Origin of the sequence: Streptomyces sp. NPDC048415 (genome assembly GCF_040651675.1) — a bacterium.
Classification (GTDB): Bacteria; Actinomycetota; Actinomycetes; order Streptomycetales; family Streptomycetaceae; genus Streptomyces.
This window is the reverse complement of record NZ_JBEZKJ010000034.1, coordinates 45,371-66,092: the sequence shown is the minus strand read 5'-3', so window position 1 is coordinate 66,092 and position 20,722 is coordinate 45,371. Positions and strand designations below refer to the sequence as shown.

Genomic DNA, 20,722 nt, shown 5'->3' with positions numbered 1-20,722 from the left:
TGTTCAGGCGGACGCGGCGCGGAGATCGACGAGGCGCTGCTTCGCCAGCAGGTCCTCCGTCGTGTCGCGCTCCCGGATGAGGTGGGCGCGCCCGCCGTGGACGAGCACCTCGGCCGGGAAGCCGTGGCTCAGGAAGAGGCCGGGTGAGGCGGTCGGCCCGTAGGCTCCGGACCGCTCCACCGCGAGCAGGTCTCCCGGCCGTACTTCCGGCAGGCGGACCTTCTTGGCCACGACATCGTTGGGCGTGCACAGGGGTCCGGTCACGCTGTAGGGGCGCGAGGCTCCGGCGGCCCGGTTTTCCAGGTGGCGGACCGGGAAGTTGCGCTTGACGAAGCTGCCGACGCCGACGGCTGCCATGTGGTGGTTCGTGCCGCCGTCGGCCACCACGAAGCTCTCTCCCATGGACTCCTTCACGTAGCGGGCGCGGACGACATACGTCCCGGCCGTGGCAGTGAGGAAGCGGCCCAGTTCCATGATCATCCGGCAGTCTGGGTTGCGCACCGAGAAGGGGGTGATGACCTCCGCGAGGCCGGCGCCCAGCGCATCGAGGTCCAGGTCCTCCTCGTTCTCGAAGTAGGCGACGCCGAGTCCGCCGCCGAAGTCGACGGTCTCCAGAGGGAAACCGAGCTGTCCGGCCAGGTCCTCCGCGGTGGCGAGGATGCGCCGGGTGTTCTCGACGACGTCCTCGTGGTTAAGAAACCGCGTCCCCATGTACGCGTGCACGCCCTTCACTCGGACGTTGCGGAGGGCTGCGAGGCGGTGCTTGGAACCGCGCAGTTCGGCTTCATCGATGCCGAACTGCCGGGGTTTACCGCCCATGGCCAGCCCGGACCCCTTGCTGCCGAAGGCCGGGTTCACCCGGAGGAGCACCGGGAAGTCGTCACGTCCTGCCGCTGCCAACAGCGAGTCGAGCAGGTCGAGTTCGTCCAGTGACTCGCAGACAATCGCGTGAATGTCGGCTTCGACGCACGCGGTGAGCTCCCTCTCGTCCTTGCCGGGGCCGAGGAAGATAATGTCGCCAGGGTCGACTCCCGCCCGCAGGGCGGTGGCCAGTTCGGCGTAGGAGGAGACCTCGGCTCCCGTACCGAACGAGTTCAGCAGGGCGCAGACGCTGATGTTCGGGTTCGCCTTGAGCGAGTAGAAGATGTCGGCGCCGGCGGGGAGCAGGCCGCGCAACATGCGGTACGTGTCCGCGAGGACGTCCGCGTCGTAGACGAACAGCGGGGTGCCGTACTTCTCGGCGAGATCCGCCATCGAATTTCCCTGGACACTGTTCTTCGAGGTCGTCATACGGTCACTGCCACCCGCCGTCGTCTTCGGGTGAGAGGCAAGGAATTCCCCTCTCCACCGGTGAGCTATCGGAGATGAACATTCGCTCTTTCATGACTCGCCTCTCGCTGGTTTGCTGTCCGGCGATAACGAGTCTGCGATGTTCGCAGCGGCGAGGGAAGGGAGGACGGTTGGCCTAAATGGGTCCTGACCTGTTCAGGACTGCGGTCGGATTAGTCATCCGGCCAAAGGGCCACGGCGATCGCGACATTCTCCGGGCTGGACCGTTTGGGACACGCAAAAATGTGCATGCAGGTCCCACGCACCGCCCGGCGCGGGCAGCGGCGGCGCGTGGCACGGGCGTCGAGAGGAGCCGGGCTCACTCCACGTCGTAGGGGTGGAGGGGCACTTCGGCCCGCCGCAGGGACCAGGCGGCCAGAGGGCTGCAGCTGGTGGTCGCGTGCTGCCAGATCCGCTTCGCCGCCGCCTCGGCCTCGTCCAAGGAGGCGGCGCGGAGGAAGAGGCTGACGACAAGGTGGGGCCGCGTCTGCGTGTGAACGGTGACGTGGTCGACGACGTCCGGCGCCGCGTCGTAGAACGCCTGCTTGATCTCAGCGGGTGGGTGGACATCGCCCGAGGGTGCAAGGGTGAGCTGTACGAGGTACATGAGTGGGGTGTCCTGTCCGAATGGCCATTCCCTTTCGACTGCTTGTCGATCGGCGACGTACGGGCCGTCACGGCCGGATGAGGCCCCTAGCAGCCGCGTGCAGGCCGGCCTGGAACCGGCTTCGCGCGCCGAGGTGGCCCATGAGCTTCGTGGCGATTCGGCGTGCCGTGCGGCCTGACACGCCCAGCCGCGCCGCAACGTAGTCGTCGGTGTGCCCGAGGGACAACAGCCTCAGGGCTTCCAGTTGTTGCGGACTGAGGCCCTGTTCGTCACTCGACTGGGCGCTCTCTCCCATGGGTTGGGCGGCCTGCCAAATATTCTCGAAAAGGGCGTACAGGGACGACACTACTCCAGCCGTCCCGAGGACCACCGCCCCGGCCGAGGTGTCGCCTGAGTCGACGGCGACGATGGCGATCTTCTTGTCGCAGATGATCAGGCGGTTCGGCAGCGAAGGCGCGATGCGTATGCGGCCGCCCCGTTCGACGAGCCAGTCCGCGTGCGCGACCGTGAGGGGATCGTTGCGGACGCTGTCCAGGTACACGGTGCGCATCTGCACCCCTCGCGCGAGCAGGGCGTCCGCGATCGGGCGCGAGCTGCGCAGGTTGGCCTCCGTCTGCGCTCCGCCCGGGGCGAAGGTCAGCAGCTCGTGCTGGACCTCGTTGTGAAGCGCCGCCAGGTAGTCGCGTACGGAGTCGACCCCGGTCAGGCGGTGCACCTCGTCCTTGGGACTCTCCTGGGTGAACTCCGACTTGAGCTGTAAGGCGGCGGCCTGGACCTCCTGCACGCGCTGCTGCTGGGCCGCGAGGTCGGCCCGTTCCTTGGCGAGCAGGATCTCCGCGGCGAGGTGAGGTTCCACGACGTGGAAGCTCTGAGGGTCTTCGAGGGAGTGCCGCACCAGGGCCATCTCGCCGAGGGTGTCGAGTGCTGCCCGTACGTCCTGCTCGGTCAGTTCGAGCCGGCGCACCAGCTCGGCCACGCCCTCCTGCGGATGCGCCAGCATCTCGCGGTAGACCACTTCCGCGGTGGCGTCGATTTTCAGAACGTCCAGCATGTACTTCCCTCTCTGCACCTGCGTGCGGTGGCGGGACGAGGGGGTGCGGGAGCCTGGTGGCAACGACGCCCTGTCCTCGTCGTCTACAGCGCCCGACGGTTGTCGAGCGGCAGCATTCCGAACTTGCGAGCAGCACACTGCGGCGCGGGCCGCTTCCAACGCACGAGGCAAGTCCTGGCGTTGGACGCGGTCGGGATGAGCGACGATGGCGCGGCTACTCGCTTGCGACGGTCGAACACGGGGCGCCCCGGCCACCGTGCGGCTGGGTCGGGCACCTCCCTGATGGGGAGGGACGGCCATGAGGCAGGAGGGCGTCGGCGTAGAACGGCGCCCGGTGCGACTTCAGCCGGCGCGGCTCGGCTCCTGGCGCTTGTTGGCGACGAAACGTGCCTTCTTCTCGCGGTTCCCGCAGGTGTTCATCTCGCACCATCTGCGCGTGGCGCCCCGACTGGTGTCGAAGAAGGCGGCCCGACACGTCGGGGACGCGCACAACGCCATCCTCCCCTCGCGCGCGCCCGAGACGATGTCGACCGCGTCGGCGGCGATCACGCTGAGGGCGTCCTCGACGGAGGCGGAACCCAGGTACCACTCCTGTTCGCCTCGGGGCGAAAGGACCGCCGAGGCCTGGCCGCCCGTACTGCAGTCGTTGATGACCTGGATGGCTGCGGCGGGAGGGGGGACCTGCGTCGCGACGGCGGTGGCGGCTTCGTGGATCGCTTCACGCAGTTGCCGAGCATGCTCCAGCTGGGAATCGCTGCACGAAACGACCTTGAGCCCGTTGACCGCCAACCAGTCGACCAGCCGCTCGGGGACGGGAATGCGTTCGACGGGTTCACCGCAGCGTTCGGTGAGGGTCGCCGTGAAGCTGGTCGCCAGCACCTTGCCAAGACGGAACTCGGGGAATCGCTTGACGGACATGGAACCACCTTAGCCGGTTGCCATGTCGAGGACAAGCAAGAGAACTGCTCCAGGTGGTTCCGCGCTGCTGGAGGGCACGGCACCCCGCGTCCGCGTCTCCGTGGACGGACGGTGCACTTCGCGGTCCTGATTAGGCCAAGGACGATTCAGGACACTCGAAGACCCTTTCTTTACTCTCTGCGAGCTTGCAGTATCGAAAGGGCCGGAGGACGGACCAATGAGCCGCGAGAAAAAAGGCCTTGGAATTCCGGCACCTCGCCCCGCGAGCCGATGAATTGCGCTCCTATACGGGCAGAAAAAGCCGCCGCTCCCCTGAAAAGGAGAAAAGTACATGACTGTCGCTCAGCGCCCCGACCTGTATCCGACCCGAGTCCTCGGTGAGGCCGTTCCCAAGCCGCGGACGGACCCGTCGGTGTGGGGGGAGGCTCCGGGCCCGCTCGACGGCGAGCAGCTCAAGCAGTACGAGTCCAACGGCTACCTGGTCCTCGACGACCTGCTCTCCGCGCAGGAGGTGGACCTCTACCTCTCCGAACTCCGGCGCCTCGGCGAGGACCCGGCGCTGCGCGCGAGCGAGCGCGTCATCCTGGAACCGGAGTCCGACGAGGTCCGTTCCGTCTTCGAGGTCGAGAAGGTCAGCGAGATCTTCGCCGAGCTGCTCCGGTCGCCCCGGCTCATGAACATCGCCCGCCAGGTACTCGACTCCGAGGTCTACATCCACCAGAGCCGGGTCAACTACAAGCCGGGGTTCGGCGGCGCCCCGTTCCACTGGCACTCCGACTTCGAGACCTGGCACTCCGAGGACGGCATGCCCCGGCCGCGCGCGTTCAGCGTCTCGATCTCCCTCACCGAGAACCACCCGTTCAACGGCCCGCTCATGGTCATGCCCGGCACCCACAAGACGTTCGTCCCCACGGTCGGGGCCACCCCGCAGGACTACCACAAGGAGTCGCTCCGCGTGGCCGCCCCCAGCGTCGGCTCCCCGGACCGCAAGCACCTGACGCGCATGGCGGAGGAGCACGGGATCGAGCAGATCACGGGTCCCGCCGGCTCCGCGGTGATGTTCGACTCCAACCTGCTGCACGGCTCCAACGGGAACCTCTCGCCGTTCGCGCGCTCGAACATCTTCATCGTCTACAACAGCGTGGAGAACACGCTGGGGGCACCCTACGCTGCGGACGCGCCGCGTCCGCAGTACCTCAGCAACCGCGAATTCCCCTACCCGCGGGGCATGTAGGGCACCCGCGCCCGTCGCCGTACAGGTGAGGCCGTGCTGGCCCCGGCCGTGGCGCCCCCTCTCCGGGCGCCGCACGGGCCGGGGCCCGGCTTGCGTAGTTGCGGCCGCCGGTCCGCCGCGGGGTCGGCCTCCGACGCGTTACTCGCGCGGCGCCCCAGGCAGGAGCGTGGAACCGGCTTGGCCGGTTGCCGTAGGAATCACGGACTGGTAGAACCGTCTTAGGTGGTTCACTTTTCGACTCGGAGACTTCATGGCGCCCTCGAAAACCAGCCCTGAGTGCCCTGCGGCCCACCGCGCGGCGCACGCACGTCCCACCGGGCTCGGAGAGAGAAGACCGACTGCGGATTTAGCAGTCCTGCCGGGCGTCGTCGCAAGGGTCCTCCTCCTGCTGCGCTCGCCGAAGAAAGCCAACTGAGACGAGGTCTGCCATGACCGGAACTGTCCTTGCTCCAGCGCGGTCCACCACCGTGTCGAAGAAGGTCCTCTTCCTGCTGCTGCTGGTCCCCATGTTCCTGGGCGGTGTGGACTCCACGCTGTTCAACTCCATCGCCTACGACCTGCCGGTCCTGACCGACTCATGGCGCCTGTGGTTCATCGACGGGTACACGATCGCCCTCGCCTCCTGCGTCGTCCTCGGCTCGCGTCTGGGCGCACGCCTGGGTCCCGGTGTGACGCTGGCGACCGGCCTTTTCGTCTTCGCCCTCGCGGGGGCGAGTCCCGCACTGCTGGACTCGGCGACGATGTGGACAGGGAGCCGGTTCATCCAAGGCTTCGGCTACGCGCTGATCGTCTCCAGCGTCGCCTCGGTCATCGGTGGACTGCCCGAGACGTCGGAGCGCACTCTCGGCTACTCCCTGTGGATCACCACGTACGCCATCGGAGCCGGTGCAGGACCTCTGATCGGCCGGGCGTTCGTCGGCATGGACGCCTACACGATGCTCTTCTGGCTGCCCGCCGCCGTCGCCCTGGTGTGCGGGGTGCTCGCCACCGCGCTGCTGCGCGGCATCACTCTGGGACAGGCCTCGTCGACCAAGGTCGACGTCGCCTCCTCCGCCCTCGCTTTCGTGGGCTTCGGACTCTTCGTGGCCGGTCTGCAGAGCCATGGCGCCGCGTTCGGGCGCCTCCTCGCGACGGCCGCGGGCTGCCTGGTCCTGGCGGTCTTCTGCACGCGGCAGCTCCGCTCGCGCGACCCGCTTATCGACGTACGGATGCTCAGCTTCTCCCGGCTCGGCGCGCCCTCCCTTGCGCTCGTCGTGAGTTCCGCCAGCTACACGGGATCGGTCTTCCTGTTCAGCGCGGAGGCCGACTCGCTCCTGTCGATCGTGCCGGTTTCGGTCCTGGCCCTGTGGGTCTCCCTCGGCGGGTTCGCGTTCCACAAGCTCCAGGCTCGCTTCACCGCGGTGCACATGCTCCAGGTCAGCCTGGCCACCTGCGCCGTCGGCCTCATCGTGGCCGCCTTCGTCGGCCTGTGGCCCGCCAGTTTCCTGATCGGCCTCGGCGTCGGCGTCTCCATGGCCTCCGGCGACGCCTACCTGCTGGGCAGCGTCCCGCCGAAGGACGTCGCGCGCGCCGCGGCCCTCCAGGAGACGGCCCTCGCTGTGGGCGCGGCGCTGGGCGTGGCCGGCTTCGGCGGCATCTTCGCCGCCACCGGCTCGGTCGTGGGGACGGCCGTCATCACGGCGGTCATCATCGCCGTCGTCGTGGCGGCGCTGCGCTGCAACCGGGGCGTCTTCAAGGCGTAGCCCGAGCGCCCCGCGGGTCACGCGGGCGGCCACCGGTCCGCCGGTGACCACCCGCGTTCCGCGATCTACCGGCTGGCCGACGGTGTCGGTGTAGCGGGCGGTCTGCGTGTCGCGTCGAGCGTCACCGTCGCGTAGGACGGCGGGCCGACCGGCAGCCGGTTGGTGACCAGCCGCATCGCCCACGGAGCCTCGGGTGCAAGCGTCGCCATGCGATTCCCTTTCCCCTTGCCGAACGCGGTCAGCCGGGCGGCTGCCGCCTGCACAGAATCGGTGCCCCGCACCTCTCCTGGCCAGTACCGTAGAGGTGCGAACCGTGGCGGAAATACCACGCTCCGTATATAGAAAGCGGAGAGGGCGAAGCGTCGATGGCCAGCAGATCCGGCAATCCGCACTTGGCGCTGTGGATCTCAGCGTCCGGCTTGTCCCACGGCGAGGTCGCCCGGCGGATCGCCGTGGCGGGCAAAGCCCGAGGCCACCGCCAGATCGCACCGGACGCGACCCGCATCCGCCGCTGGATCGACGGCGAGAAGCCCCGCCCCCCAGTCCCCGCCCTGCTCGCCGACGTCCTCTCCGAGGCGGCTTAGCCCTGCCCTGCCCTGCCCTGCAAGCGACGGTGGGCGGAGAGCGGCAGGCAGTCGGGCCAGGAACCGTCAGGGACGGTCGGTAACTGGCCCCGTGGGGTTGGCGCGCTCCACCATGGCCTTGAACTGGATGCGGAAGGCGGCCTCCTTCTCGGCCTCGTCCTCCGGCTTGGTCTCGTCCTCGGGTTCCTCGTAGTCCTCGTACAGCAAGTCGTCCGCGGCCTGCCGCTGCGCCCTCTCGTACATCCGCTCTTCGTGGTCCTCGTACGTCTCGTCCGGATGGATCTGCCCGGTGCGGCGCTTGATCTCCTCGTCGCGGTCCCGGCGCTCGAGGTACTCCTGCACAACCGGGTCGTCGTCCGTGCACGTATAGCCTCCCCGCGCGGGCGGCGGGGGCGGCTGCAGGCGGTGCTCGATGCGGTCGAGGACCGCGTGCCACTCGGCGGCGGCCGCGGCGGTCACGTCGAAGGCCAGCTGCTCGTGACTGGGCAGGACGTCCCCGCCCAGGATCAGGTGGGCTGTCGAGCGCGGCACGCGGTGCCCGCTGGCGTCGGTCGCCCGCTCGATGGCGCTGTATGAGGGCTGGCCGGCCCGCGCGCAGCCGAGTCAGGGCCTGGCCCAGAGAGGTCGCGGTGCGGACCTGCCGGGTCCGCAGGCCGCGGCCAGCCAGGTGCGGGCGGCCCTTCTCGATCGCGGCCGCCTTCCACAGTTTCCGGGCTGTCGCTTCCCGCTGTTGCACGGCCCGCGCTGCCGGGGTCACCGGCAGCGCGGGCATAGGCGAGGACCGTCTCGAGCGGGGGCAGGTGAGTGCCGCAGGCGGCCTGGCTGAGAGTGGAGGCCCCGCGGTACCCCGGCGAGCGGGCGGGGCCGGTGCGCTGGGACAGGGTGGTGTAGGTGGCGTGGGCCTCGTCCTTGAGCTGGCGCAAGTATGCGGCCAGGTCCCGCAGTCGGGGCCGGGCACGGGCGTCGATGGGCTTGGCGGGGCGGCCCATCGTCACCGGTTGCGGCAGCGGGAGGGCCGGCCGGACAGGCCGTTCGGGCGGCGGCCGGCAATCAGGTCAGCGACGGCGGCGGCGACCACCAGCGCGGCCGGGACGGGCCGGTTGCCGACCACCAGACCGGTCAGAACCAGGACGACCCCGACGACGACCACGACCTCGGGGATGCCCAGCCGGCCGTGCCGGGGGCGCGGGGCGCGGGCCGGGAAGGGGGTGGAGCAGGACGCCGACGGCTCGGGATCGGCGGACAGGGGCAGGGCGGACATGAGCAACTCCAGAGCGGGTCGGGGCCCGGCTCTCACGGGCCAGTCGGACCGGCTCCCCTCCATGCCGACGTCTTCACCAGCTGAGAATGCGGATCCCTCGTTTGTCCCTGCTCAGGGCCCATGAAAATCGGGTTGACCCGAAACCGTCCAGAGCGTGCACCGTCTCGGAGGTTGCTCGCCGGCCGGCGAATCCGTCTTCCTGCGCGTGCCCGACCGCTGGCCGGGCAACCGTGGACCAGGGACCGGGGCCTTCCTTGCTGTCGGTCGTCAACGCCCGCCGATTCGGCCACAGTTGACTCGGCGTCTGGGCGCGGGAGGGCGGTGCGATGTTCGCGAGCGCCGCGGCCGTGTTCGGCGCTTCAAGTACCGTCCTTGGCTCTTCACAGGGCAGGATGGCCTTCGCACAGTAAGGCCCGGGGGAGGCTCATGGTGGCGACGGCGCATCCGCAACTCGTGCTCGTTCACGGAATCGGCGGACTCCGGAACGCGGAGACGGAACGACGGCAATGGCTGAAGGCGTTGGCCACCGGCGTGCGGGCGGCCGGACAGCCGGAACTGGTCTCGGCGCTCACCCAAGGCTGGCTGGCGGATGTGCGTTTCGCCGACTACAGCGATCTGTTCACCACCAAGGGAGCTCAAGGAGGCGCGCTGGGCGAGGAGTTGGACCCGTTCGAGGAGCAGGTGCTTGCCGGCTTGCTGGAGGCGATGGTGGATGAGCTTGCCGAGCAGTTCCCACCGGATACCGGTACGCGCGACGCCCGGCTCATCGAGCAGGCCCGGCACCAGCTCGACGGGCTCTCATCCGGCAGCCAGGCGCAGGGGGCGGGCGCGTTCGCACGGCGGCTGGTCTGGGTGACCACGACGCTGGTGCAGCTGCCTGGTCTTCGCCAGAGCGCGCAATGGGCGAACGGTCAGGCGTTCGCGTTGCATCTCTCCCAGGTTGCGCGGTACTTGAGTCGGCGCGGTGACAGGGCTGCTCTGGGCGCGGCCGTCCGCTCCCGGGTGCTGGAGGGACTGGATCCCGCCCGTCCGCTCGTCGTGGTCTCGCATTCCCTGGGCACGGTCGTGGCCTACGAAGCGCTGCATGAATACCGGGGGCCGGTCGCACTGTGGGTGACGCTCGGCTCCCCTCTCGCGCTCGGCGGCGTGGTCCTGCAGCGTCTGGTGCCGCGGCCGCCGTCCTGCCCGGAAGAGGTGGGGGCGTGGCTCAACTTCTGGGACCGGAACGACATTGTGGTCGGGCGTCCCCGGTTGGCGGACTGGATCGCGCCGAGCGGCCGAGGGGTGAAGGCGCACACCGCGGCCGTGAAGTCCGCTGGGGTGTGGACCCATACGGCAACCAAGTATCTGGAGCACGGGGAGGTGGCCGGGCCGATCGTCAAGGCTCTTGTGCCGTGACAGGCGCTGTCACATCAGTGGTGTCCCGCCATGTGCTGGTGATCGGAGCTCAGTGCCGGGGCGCGGAGGAACTGCCGGGTCTGGAAGACGCGGCGCGCCGCCTGCACCGGGCGCTGGTGGACCCGGATCTCGGTGCCTGCCGCGACCGCGGTGAGGGTGAAGCAGGGTCCCTGCTAGTGGGCACCGCCCTGGGCAAAACGGCTGTCGAAAAGGCCCTCGCTACCGCCGTCGGCCGGGCCAAGGACGACGGCAGCCCGCTGATCCTGGCGCTGTTGGGCCACGGAATGGGGGGCTGTGGTGGCCCGTTGTACTTCGTCACCTCGGGCAGCGCCCAGGACGGAGCGATCCGCCAGGTGCATGTGCCCTCCTTGATCGGCACGGTGACGAACGAGACCGGACCCAGTGGTCTGATAGCCGTCATCGACACCTGCCACGCGGCCGCCGCACTTCTGGATCCGCAGTCCGCGACGGCGGGGCTTCAGCAGGGCGGTCTGCGTCTGTCGCTCTTGTTCGCCGCCTCCGCCCACCTGCCGGCCTGGGACATGAACCTGAGTGTCCAGCTCGCCAAGCTGCTGGAGAGCGGGGTGCCCAACGCCGGCGAGCTCCTGGCCGTCGACGACCAGCTGATCAAGGAACTGCGCAGCCGTATCCACACCCAGGAGCCCGGCGGCTTCATGTTCGACGGCGCCCCCGCGTCCGGTGAATCGCTGTGGCTGGCCCACAATGTCCGGTCCGCGAGCCGGCGCGCCGCCGGTTCTCTCGGTCCGCTGGCGTGCGAGAGGCTGCACAAGCTGCTGAACCCACTGGAGGGCACGTACGGCATCATCAGCCAGGAACAGCTGAAGGAGTGGCTTGGCGGGCTGGAGCCGGAGCGCCTTGGCCACCCCGCGCTCCAACGGGTGGTGGAGTTCGAGCATGATCTGAGTGTCTGCGCTGTGGCCGTCACCGTCCTCGAGGAGACCTTCGGGGACGCTCTAACCGATGACTTGCTCCGCAAGGCGGCGGTGCGTGCCGGGTTCCCGCTGGAGGTGGTGGTACGGCTGCCCTGCCCTTCCCTGCGTGACATGGTGGAGTACGCGGTCCTGTGCCAGTCGGCCGTCGCCCCTGCGGGACAGAGCCGGACGCTGGTGCATTTCGTCGCCGCCCTTGCCCACCTGATCAGCCCTCAGGATGACCTTCCGCGGCAACTGGCCATCTGGGCGGCCAGGTCGGGTGCCGGCACTGCTCTGAACAGCCGGCTGATCGAACTGAGCGGGGCAACACCCCGCCTGGTCCTGGTGGCCGCCGACGACGGCGGTGAGGACGTCGTCCGGGTGGAGGCCTCGCTTCTGTTCGGCTCGGCCGTGGTGCACACCGCAGAGTTCCCGTGCGAGCCCGGGCCGGTGCCGGGTGCCCTGGTGTCCGCGCTGGATGAGGCCCGTCTGTGGGCGTTGTCCTGGCTGGCGGCCGCGGGCGAGCGGCTGGTGGCGGTCGATGTGTCGGTCCCGACGTCCCTGCTTCTGGATTCCCCTCCGGAGGAGTGGAAAGTGGTCCGCGGCAGACGCATGCTGGGCGTCGACTACGACGTCACGACCCGCTGGTCGGGTCTGCTGACGCCCCCGCCCGGTGTCCCCCTCGACGACATGCTGCATGCCGGCAGTCGTTTGCTGTCCTCCTTGCAGAGCAAGGCCCGTTGCGGCCCCTCGTGGCTCGGCTTGGATGACCTCAGCAGCGTCGAGAGGCTGCAGGAGCTGCTCGACCGTCGTCGTGTGGGCGGCTGTGTATGGGGAGTGGGCGCCCTGCCGGAGAAGGACTTCGACCTCATGCTGGAGGAACTCCTCATCCATACCCCGGCCTTGATCTGGCCTCGGCATGGGAGCGTCTGCGACACATCGGCGCTGCAGGATGCGGTCGCGGAACATTGGGACTCGCTGCCGGAGAAGCTCCTGCGTGCCTTCCAGGAGCAGCTGGAGGGTGTTCCCGGCCATCTGGCCGATATCCGTACGACATGGCACGACGCACACTGGCAGGACTTCTGCCAACGGCGCGCCGGCCGGGCGGTCGTCGCCCCGCAAGACGTGACGCCGAAGGAGCAGGCATGAACTGGACGCCGTACTACACGGGTACGGGAAGCATTCCTGAGCAGCCTCAGAGGCTTCCTCCCCCGCCTCCGTGGCGCGCGCCGACGGGCACGGCAGGCGTGGCCGACGCAGTGCAGTCACCGTCCCCGGCGAGCACCTACCGCGCGGATCCCGAACTGGTCGACGCGGTCAACGCCGCGCTCCATCTGCGCCGGCCTCTGCTGCTGACCGGGCCGGCCGGCTCCGGGAAGTCCTCCGTCATCGAGCAGATCGCCGCCGAACTCGGGCTCGGGAGTGTGCTGCGCTGGCACATCACCTCCCGCAGCACCCTCGCCGACGCGCTCTACCGCTACGACGCCCTGGGCCGCATCCACGCCTACAACCTCCGCGCCGTCGATCGTCCCGCCGTGTCCAAGCGCGGACGGGCCGCGCGCCGCGCCAGCCGTGCCGCACGAGACGACATCGGGGACTTCGTCCAACTCGGCCCTCTCGGCACAGCCCTGCTGCCCGGCCCCCTCCCCCGCGCCCTGCTGATCGACGAGATCGACAAGAGCGATCTGGACCTGCCGAGCGACCTCCTCGACGTTCTGGAACGCGGGTGTTTTGAGATTCCCGAACTGGCCCGGCATTCGAGGAGGCATGTCACCGTCCGCACCGCCGACCCCGGTATCCGGCATGACGTCAAAAACGGCCTGGTGGAGTGCGAGGAGTTCCCGGTCATCGTCCTCACCAGCAACGGCGAGCGCGACTTCCCTGCCCCCTTCCTGCGGCGCTGTGTGCGCTTCGACATGCCCGCGCTCACGGTCTCGACTCTCACCAATGTCGTTGAGGCCCACCTGGAAAAGGTCGAAGAAGACACCACCCACACTCTGGTGACCGCTTTCGTGGACCGGCTGAACCGCGGTGAGAACCTCGCCGTCGATCAGTTGCTGAGCGCCGTCCACCTCCTGCGCGGCGACCGCATCCAGGACGACGGGCAGCGGACACGGCTGCAGGAGTTGCTCTTCCAAGGGCTCGGGCGTGGCTGAGAACCGGGCCGCACAGCTGCTGGCCACCCTGGCCCGTGTCGGCCTGGACGACATCAACGCCGGTGCGGAGGGGGACATCCGGGAGGCTCTCGACGCTCTTGTTCTCGCCGCCGCCAGATCCGGCGCCAGCCGGATGGGAGACATTCCCACCGATCCGCCCTCGGCCGCCGAAGGGCCAGCCGCCGATGCGCCCCTGCAGCCCGACGCGGACACCGATGACTCCGGCGATGACCCGCCGGCCCCTGGACCCGGTTCGGACGCAGGCGCTTCAGGGGTCGCCTCGGTCTGGTTGAAGGACGACAGCAGCAGCCACTCGATCCCCGGCAGCCCCTTGAGCATCGGCCGCGCCCCGGCCCTGCCGAACGCTCTCGGCATCGGCCGTGCCCTGCGCCCGCTGCGCCGCTTTCGGCCATCCCGGGTTCACCAGCGCCTCGACCTGGACGCCACCGTCGACCACTACACACGTACCGGTGTGCTCGTCCCCCAGCTCGCGCCTGCCGCAGAGCCCTGGCTGGAGGCCGTCGTGGTCGTGGATCGCGGCACCTCCATGGCTGTCTGGGACGAGACCTCACTCGCCCTCACCCAGATGCTGCGCACTCTGTCCGCCTTCCGCAGCATCCGCGTGTGGCACCTCGAGCATCCACCGCAGGCCGAACCCGTACTGCGCGACCACCACGGCCGGCTTCTGCCCATGGACCCGTCCGATCCCCACCACAGCCAGCCCGCCCACCGGCTCCTGCTCGTCGTCTCCGACTGCGCGGCTCCCGCCTGGCGTCGAAGCAAGCTGTGGCAGACGCTCCACACGTGGGGGCGGACGGCACCCGTGGCCCTGATCAACCCGCTTCCCAAACGCCTGTGGCAACGCTCCGGCCTCGACTTGCCCCGGACCACCGCAACCACCTCGGTCCCGGCATCCCCCGGACGGCTCCTCGCCTACCGCCGTCCCCGCCTCTTCCGCAATGACGCCCCAGGGACGCAGCCCTGGCAGGCGCTGCCCGTACTGCAGATAGATGCCCACCAGATCCTCGCCTGGGCACACGCCGTGATGCGTACCGACCCCAGTGGCTGCGAAGTCGTCCTCGTCCCGGCATCAGGGCGAGTGCCCCCCAGAAACCGCAGTCCACGGCCAAGCGCCGCCTCGCCCGATGCGCCGACGACCGACGCACACGTCACGGCCGCGGCCCAGGCCTTCACGGACAACCTGCACTCCCCCGCCGTCCGGCTGGCGATCGCCGCTTCATCACTCGACGTGTTCACCCTCCCCGTTCTCGACGTCCTGCGTGAACGCATTGTCCCCGACGCCGCCCTGGCCGACACCGCAGAGTTCCTCACCGCCGGACTGCTCACGGCAACACGGCACGAGAGGGCAGACATCGTGTACCGGTTCCACCCGGCTGCGGCGGAACACCTGCGCGGGCTGCTGAGCCGCGACCAGGCGTGGGACGCCCACTTTGCCCTCACCGACCACCTCAAGGCTCACCCTCAGGCCCCGCACGGAATCGTCGCCGCACTTCACTCACCCACAAGCCAGGAGATGCTGCCCACCGGGCTGCGGCCCGTCGCCCGAGCGGCTGCGGCAACAGCGCGTCTCCTGGGCGTCGAGTCCATCGAGCCCTACTCCGGTCCCGACGCCCTGCCCGGCTTCGCGGCCCGTTCCGGCGATGGCCAGAAGGACGACGCCCAGCAGACCCCCGCCCCAGCGATGCCGGACGATCCCCCCGAGCCTGCACCGGACGTGGAAGTCGCGCCGCACGACCCCCAGTTCGACGGGGCGCTCATGTTGCGTGCCCACCAGCGCCACATGCTTGACCGTCTGAACGCCGAGCGCGAACTCCACGACCGGCACCGTAATCTCCTCGTCGCTCCTCCCGGCACCGGCAAGACCACTATGGCCGCCTTCGACTACCAGCATCTGTGCGAGCAGCACCAGCAAGACCTGAGTCTGCTCTTCGTCGCGGGTTCGGTAGAAGCAGTGGACCAGGCACGCCCGACCTACCAAGTCGTCCTCTCAAACCCGCAGTTCGGAGAGTTCCTGTACGGCGCGGGGACTCTCGAGCGGGGGCATCACGTGTTCGCCACGTGGCAGTCCCTCAACCGAGTCATGGACCAGCTGCCGCCTGATCACTTCGATGTGATCGTCATCGACGACTCCCACGCCATAGGAACGCGGATGTTCGCCAACATCCTGGAGCGCTTCGCGCCGAAAGAGTTGCTCGTCCTCTCGGCGGCTCCCGAACGGGCGAACGGCCCCGGCCTCCACGAGGTGTTCTTCGAAGGTCGTATCGCTGCGGAGATGCGTCTTCCGGAGGCCCTGGCAAGTGATCTGCTATCTCCCGTCCACTACTTCGGCTTTGCAGACGGTACCGACCTTCGCAGGCTGGACTGGAAGGGAGGACGGTACGACCGGGCTTCGCTGAACGACCTGCTGACTGGTGACGACGCGCGGGCGGGGCTGGTGATCCGCGCTGTCCGGGACACGGTTCCCGACGTGAGGGCCATGCGGGCTGTGGGGTTCTGCGAGTCCGTGGAACACGCCGAATTCATGACTCGGCGCTTCCGTGACGCCGGCTTCCGTGTCGCTACTTTCACGGCGAGGGATCGCCCGGCAATGCGCCACGGGACACTTTCCTCACTCAGGAACGGCGACTTGCAAGTCGTCTTCTGTGTCGACGCGCTCAGCCAAGGCATCCACATTCCTGAGGTGGACACCCTGCTCCTGCTGCGGCCACCGTCCAGTACCGCTCGGTTCCTGCGGCAGCTGAGTGTCGGCCTTCCACGCTTCCCGGGCAAGCCCGTACTCACCGTGCTCGACTTCATCGGGCACCACCGCAAGGAGGTCCGCCTCGACTCCCAGTTCCGGGTCATGACGGATCTGACGACCAGGCAGCTGCTCGACCATCTTGAGCAGGGCTCCTCTCGACTCGACGACGGTTTCATGATCACCCTTGACGAGAAGGCCAAGATTCTCGTCACCAACAGCCTCAGAGAGCAGGTTCACAGCAGCGCCATCGACCCGGAAGACGGCAGCCGGGTAGGCGAGGAACAGCCGTCCACAGAGCGTCTGACGGCGCCGGTTGCGGATCTGTCTACAGACACCGACCCGGCGTCCGGCCCCCTGGCCGTGGACCAGTCACGGGCCTTCGATCAGTCCCCGCGTGTCGTCATGGTGAGAGGGGCGAACAGCACAGTCACAGGCAATGAAGCTGGCATCATGCTGACCCCCCGTCTCGTGCTGACGTGCGCCCACATGACGGATGCCGCGGGGTCGCGGTCGCGAATCGTAGGCCCGGACGGCACGGAGATCACCTTCCGAACCGTGTGGAAGGGGCAGGGGATGGACGCCGCCCTGGTGCTTACGGACGAGAACATCCTCGACAGCGACGGCTGGGAGCGACTTCTGCCGCTCCGATTGAAGTGGGGGCGCCTGCCCGAAGGGCTTATGTCACCTGTGCGCGTCACCGGCTTCGGGCAGTCGGGCAAAGCAACTCAGCTGCACGGTCAGGCACGGCCTACTGACGTGATGCTCATCATCGAAGGCACAAAGCCCTTCACTGTAGGCGCGTTGGCGACGTCGCCGGGTGCGCTGGTGTCATGCGACGGCTTCTTCGCGGGAATAGTCACCCGACGGCACCCCCAGCGCCCCCAGCTCATGGCGTTGCCTGCTGCGCTCCTCCTCCAGAACCAGGGCTTCCGCCAGACACTGGCGACACACATGAGGACGCCGTACGAGCTGGAGGACATAGAAAGCGGGCCGCCCGACGATTCCTCGACCGCATCAAATGCCGTGTGCCTCGCCGTCGAAGTTCACATTGTCAGCGGTCGGAGCGGCACAGACGCTCCCCACCTGCAACTGGAGTTGGCGCATGGCATCAGGGATTCCCTGACCGCGATCATGCGCCGCGCAGGTATCGACGGTGTAGTCGCCCAGGAACCGGTGGCGGCTGATCGGAGAATAGATCTGCTGGTGAAGCTCGACGGCCCGACGCCCATGCAGGACATGGGCCGCGTGTTGTCCGAACTGCAGACCGCCGTCATCGCGCATCACGATGTGACGATCGAGGTCGGGGCCTCCTTTGGAGAGGTGGCGGACACGCCCAGGGGTCTTGTCGGTGAAGCCGTGTCGCAGGCCGTCCGGCTTGCCAGCAACACGTCCTACAGGCAGCAGGTGCACCAGGCGGAGCTCTTCGCCGCCTCACCTGTGCACTTCGCCGTGTCCAACACCCTGCGCGCCCTGATGGCGGGGATGCTGGACCCTATCTTGGAGGACTGGTTTGTGCAGCTCGAACCGCCTGCCCAACCGGAACCCGAAGCCGGCTGGCTTTACCAGGGATCCACCGAGGAACTGGGACGAGCGCTCGCAGCTGGTTCTGCACGCAAGAGCACCTCCACAGCGGCCAGCTCCTACCGAAATCGACTGGACACGAAGCACCGGGCCCTCGCCGACGCGGAAAAGAAGGTCAGCGAATTCCAGACAAAGGAAGCCGACCGGCGAGCAAAAGCCACAAGAGATCGGTCGGCCGCGGCCAGGACCGCCAGTGCCAGCATCCAGTCGGCCAGACTGCACAGCGCGCAGCGGCACGACGCCGAAGCGAACAAAGCCGCTCACGAGGCAAGTATCTGGAGTGCCAAGGCTGCCAAGTACCGCAGGGAGGCGGCGGACCTAGCCGCAAAGCTCGCCAAAGCGGAGCAAGCCGAGCGTCGCGCTACTGCCAGTCAGGCCAGGACGGAGAGCCGTCTGTCGACAGCCGAGGCAGCCGTGGAGCCGGAGCCACTCACGCTGCAGTCGAACGACCACGAGGACTGGGTACCGATCCCTAACCCGTATGACGATGCCAGACCTGTGGACGACGAGAACATGTTTATCGGCCGGGATGTGCTGATCCGGCAGCTGACGGGCTCGCTCCAGCGCGGCGAGCACGTAGTACTCCACGGCCAAAGACGGGCCGGTAAGTCGTCCGTCTTCCACCAGTTGCAGCGCAGGCTTCCACCCAGTCTGCTCGCCGCGAAGTTCAGCCTGCTCGAGCTCGCTCCCGACCTGACTCATGCCGTACTGCTGTACAAGATCGCCGTCGCGTTCTTCGACCGCCTGGAGGATCTGGAGGATGAGGGTTTGCCGGGCCTGGGCATCCCTCGGCCAGTATTCGCCGATTTCCGCGACAACAATTCCCCTCAGGCCCGCTTCGAGAGCTACATGCACGGGGTCCTCCGGCGCATGAGAGCGGACGAGGTATACCGGAACCTCCGGTTGGCGCTGCTGCTGGACGAGTTCACCATGTTGTACGCAGCCATCGAACGTGGTTCTCTGCCCGGGGACTTTATGGACTCCTGGCGCTCGATGCTGGAAGGCGGGTTGTTCGGGAGCGTGGTAGCCGGGGACGAGAGGATGACGCGTTTCCTCAAGGCGTTCCCCGACGCGTTCCGCTCGGCGCGCCAGCAACGTCTCTCATACTTGGACGAAAGATCCGCCGAAGAACTGATCACCGAGCCCATCGTGTTTGGCGACGGAGCGAGCCGCTACCGCGGGGATGCCGTGGCGCGGATCCTCCACCTGACCGGGGGCAGCCCGTACTACATCCAGATGCTCTGCCGTGTTCTCGTCGATCGCGTGAACGCCCGGCGACAGCCACTGATCGGCCCAGCAGACGTCGATGAGGTCGCGGCGCTGCTCGTCGAGGGCGACATGTCGCTCCGCCCGGAAGCCTTCGACAACCTTCTCCATGCGGGCGACGCCGCCGTCGGTGGTCTGCCAGCCGCGGTCGTCCAGCAGGTACTGACCGCCGGGTTGACGGGAAACCCTGGGAACCTGCACTTGGACGGCCACATGGCACGCCAATTGCCGATGGGCAGCCGTGTCATCGACGCCCTGCTGCACCAAGAGATCATCGTCCGTACGGCCGGGGATCGCTACCAGGTCGTAGTAGGGCTGTTCGCCGAATGGTTGTGGCGGCACAGGTGACTGACCTTGAGTACGGCACTGCCGGCAAGGGCAATGGGAGTGGGAGACCGGAGGGCAGCGGTGGGCTGGCCCTCATCCGCCGGACCTTACCGTTGTCAGCGAGTTCGCAGGCCGCCGGCCGCGCTCTCGCCGGGCTGCTGGCCCCGGCCGGAAGCGAGCATCCGTGGACGGGCTGGAGGTTCTCCGCCGGGTGGGGCACGAGGGAGACGTTGACTGTCGCCCTCGTGCGACCCAAGCTGGTGGTGGAAGTCGGCGCCGACGTCGCCCAGGACAGTGCCGGGCGCTGGCGCCACCCTGCCCGCTGGTACCGCGCCCGACCCGACCTCTCCCCCAGCGACGTCGCCCGCTTCAGCACTTGACCCGCGCTGTCCCCATGGTCCACGGGCCCGCGGCGTGCCGTTCAGTGGTGTGGTCGGGGTCGGGGAGCTCATTGGTCCGGCGCGACCACCACGCCTCGTATGCAGCGTCCCGGCAAGAGAGGACCGTTCAGGCCGCGCTCCACTGGTGTGCGCGGCCGCCGCGCACTCGATCCACCGGTCGTCGTCCAGCATGCTGTCGGGATCCTGGATGCCCGCGCCCTCGAGGAACACCACCAGATCGTGATCGCTGTAGGCGGTGCCGAGAATCTCGTCCCGACCCTGGGAGTGCACGGTGACCCTCCGGCCCCCCGTGCGGGAGGACGGCTGTACGACGATCGGCGCGCTACTCACGCCTCCAGCGTGCCCCTGCCAGGCCCGCACGGCGGGCCCACTGCGACGGTCAGGGGCTGTCCCCAGAGTAGTAGAAGCGGCACATCACACCCGGGCCCGGGATGCGGGGTTCGCCGGGGCGCGGGTCGTACAGGGCGCGGCCGCCGGGCCACCGCGACAGCTCAGTGGACAGGGCGGCGCCGTCGTCGACTTCCTCCGGCCGCCAGCCCGTGATGTCCAGCAACAGTCCGTCCAGCGGCCCGCCGATGAGCGCGGCGTACGTCTGGTGCGGCAGCGGGCCGGGGTCGGGGGCGTCGTGGTCGTGGCCGTAGACCCGGCCTCGAAGCAGCTGCTCGTCTCCGTTCATCCGACCAGCGTTCCAGCCGCCACCGACAACGGGGGCGCGGGCGGCGGGCCCGGCCCGGGTGGAAGCCGGGCCCGCGGTGCTCAGTAGGAGGAGGGGGGGATGTTGTAGATGGGCTCGCCGTAGTGGCCGTAGTGCCGCCCGCACCGACGTTGAGGTCCAGGCCGAGGTCGAGGAGACCGAGGACATTGGCGTTGACATCGGCGTCAATCAAACCGCCGCGGTACCCGGGGTACCCACCGCCGCCGTCGGCGAACGCCCCGGTACCTGTGGCAAGAACGATGCCCGCGGCGGCCATCAGCACAGCAGCCCTCTTCGTGATCGACACGCTGTGCTCCTTCTGAAACAGACGCCTTGTCAACTACCGATCCTGTCCCAGCGCAAGGGCGTGGGGCGAGGGCGCACAGGCGAGCTTGGCATGTCCTCAGAAACAGGTGTTCACCGTGCCTTCGGCAGCGCGTCCAGGGCGAGGCGGCCCTCGCCGCGGCCGACGACCCGCCA

16 protein-coding genes and 1 pseudogene are annotated in these 20,722 nt (G+C 68.6%); 8 read left to right on the top strand and 9 right to left on the bottom strand.

The features are described 5' to 3' along the window. Positions 1-3: 3 nt before the first annotated feature. The 4 genes from AB0D27_RS22700 to AB0D27_RS22685 all read right to left on the bottom strand — a co-directional run bounded on the left by AB0D27_RS22700 (position 4) and on the right by AB0D27_RS22685 (position 3,905). Positions 4-1,290, bottom strand: a complete 1,287-nt coding sequence (locus tag AB0D27_RS22700) for a diaminopimelate decarboxylase (protein ID WP_362511613.1) — start codon at positions 1,288-1,290, stop codon at positions 4-6. A gap of 358 nt (positions 1,291-1,648) precedes the next feature. Then, the gene (locus AB0D27_RS22695) at positions 1,649-1,936 is read right to left on the bottom strand and encodes a hypothetical protein (protein ID WP_362511610.1); all 288 of its coding nucleotides are present in this window, start codon (positions 1,934-1,936) and stop codon (positions 1,649-1,651) included. 67 nt (positions 1,937-2,003) lie between these two features. Further along, positions 2,004-2,987 carry a helix-turn-helix transcriptional regulator gene (locus AB0D27_RS22690; RefSeq protein ID WP_362511607.1) on the bottom strand — a complete coding sequence of 328 codons (984 nt, stop codon included), beginning with the start codon at positions 2,985-2,987 and terminating at the stop codon, positions 2,004-2,006. A gap of 342 nt (positions 2,988-3,329) precedes the next feature. Beyond that, positions 3,330-3,905, bottom strand: coding sequence for a CGNR zinc finger domain-containing protein (locus AB0D27_RS22685; RefSeq protein WP_362511604.1), 576 nt, complete (start codon positions 3,903-3,905; stop codon positions 3,330-3,332). 331 nt (positions 3,906-4,236) lie between these two features. Here AB0D27_RS22685 and thpD point away from each other — a divergent pair, with 331 nt between their 5' ends. After that, positions 4,237-5,139 (top strand): ectoine hydroxylase, encoded by a 903-nt coding sequence (thpD, locus tag AB0D27_RS22680; protein WP_362511601.1) that lies wholly within the window; start codon positions 4,237-4,239, stop codon positions 5,137-5,139. A gap of 428 nt (positions 5,140-5,567) precedes the next feature. Continuing rightward, positions 5,568-6,881, top strand: coding sequence for an MFS transporter (locus tag AB0D27_RS22675; protein ID WP_362511598.1), 1,314 nt, complete (start codon positions 5,568-5,570; stop codon positions 6,879-6,881). A gap of 65 nt (positions 6,882-6,946) precedes the next feature. On the opposite strand, the gene AB0D27_RS22670 is transcribed toward AB0D27_RS22675, so the two are convergent. Beyond that, positions 6,947-7,090, bottom strand: a complete 144-nt coding sequence (locus tag AB0D27_RS22670; protein WP_352053890.1) for a hypothetical protein — start codon at positions 7,088-7,090, stop codon at positions 6,947-6,949. Positions 7,091-7,246: 156 nt separating this feature from the next. Here AB0D27_RS22670 and AB0D27_RS22665 point away from each other — a divergent pair, with 156 nt between their 5' ends. Continuing rightward, on the top strand, positions 7,247-7,465 hold the full coding sequence (locus tag AB0D27_RS22665) for a hypothetical protein (RefSeq protein WP_362511595.1): 219 nt from the start codon (positions 7,247-7,249) through the stop codon (positions 7,463-7,465). Between the two features lie 66 nt (positions 7,466-7,531). Here AB0D27_RS22665 and AB0D27_RS22660 read toward each other — a convergent pair whose 3' ends face one another. Both AB0D27_RS22660 and AB0D27_RS22655 read right to left on the bottom strand, forming a co-directional pair. Beyond that, on the bottom strand, positions 7,532-7,996 hold the full coding sequence (locus tag AB0D27_RS22660; protein WP_362511592.1) for a hypothetical protein: 465 nt from the start codon (positions 7,994-7,996) through the stop codon (positions 7,532-7,534). Between the two features lie 460 nt (positions 7,997-8,456). Further along, positions 8,457-8,726, bottom strand: a complete 270-nt coding sequence (locus tag AB0D27_RS22655) for a hypothetical protein (RefSeq protein ID WP_362511589.1) — start codon at positions 8,724-8,726, stop codon at positions 8,457-8,459. Between the two features lie 426 nt (positions 8,727-9,152). Between AB0D27_RS22655 and AB0D27_RS22650 the strand changes: the two genes are divergently transcribed. The 5 genes from AB0D27_RS22650 (at position 9,153) to AB0D27_RS22630 (ending at position 19,527) form a co-directional block, all read left to right on the top strand. Continuing rightward, the gene (locus tag AB0D27_RS22650; RefSeq protein WP_362511586.1) at positions 9,153-10,124 is read left to right on the top strand and encodes a hypothetical protein; all 972 of its coding nucleotides are present in this window, start codon (positions 9,153-9,155) and stop codon (positions 10,122-10,124) included. Further along, a complete protein-coding gene (locus tag AB0D27_RS22645) occupies positions 10,121-12,205 on the top strand; it encodes a hypothetical protein (RefSeq protein WP_362511583.1) in 2,085 nt (694 codons plus the stop codon). Before AB0D27_RS22650 ends, AB0D27_RS22645 begins: the two co-directional genes overlap by 4 nt. After that, positions 12,202-13,212: an AAA family ATPase gene (locus AB0D27_RS22640; RefSeq protein ID WP_362511580.1), complete on the top strand. Its 1,011-nt coding sequence runs from the start codon at positions 12,202-12,204 to the stop codon at positions 13,210-13,212. Before AB0D27_RS22645 ends, AB0D27_RS22640 begins: the two co-directional genes overlap by 4 nt. Continuing rightward, positions 13,205-19,168 (top strand): SAV_2336 N-terminal domain-related protein, encoded by a 5,964-nt coding sequence (locus AB0D27_RS22635; RefSeq protein ID WP_362511577.1) that lies wholly within the window; start codon positions 13,205-13,207, stop codon positions 19,166-19,168. The genes AB0D27_RS22640 and AB0D27_RS22635 overlap by 8 nt, the downstream gene beginning before the upstream one ends. 224 nt (positions 19,169-19,392) lie before the next feature. After that, positions 19,393-19,527 carry an ATP-dependent DNA ligase gene (locus tag AB0D27_RS22630; RefSeq protein WP_362511574.1) on the top strand — a complete coding sequence of 45 codons (135 nt, stop codon included), beginning with the start codon at positions 19,393-19,395 and terminating at the stop codon, positions 19,525-19,527. Between the two features lie 127 nt (positions 19,528-19,654). Here AB0D27_RS22630 and AB0D27_RS22625 read toward each other — a convergent pair. Next, positions 19,655-19,878 (bottom strand): annotated as a pseudogene (locus tag AB0D27_RS22625) (hypothetical protein). Between the two features lie 49 nt (positions 19,879-19,927). Further along, positions 19,928-20,224, bottom strand: coding sequence for a hypothetical protein (locus tag AB0D27_RS22620; protein WP_362511571.1), 297 nt, complete (start codon positions 20,222-20,224; stop codon positions 19,928-19,930). Positions 20,225-20,722 lie beyond the last annotated feature (498 nt).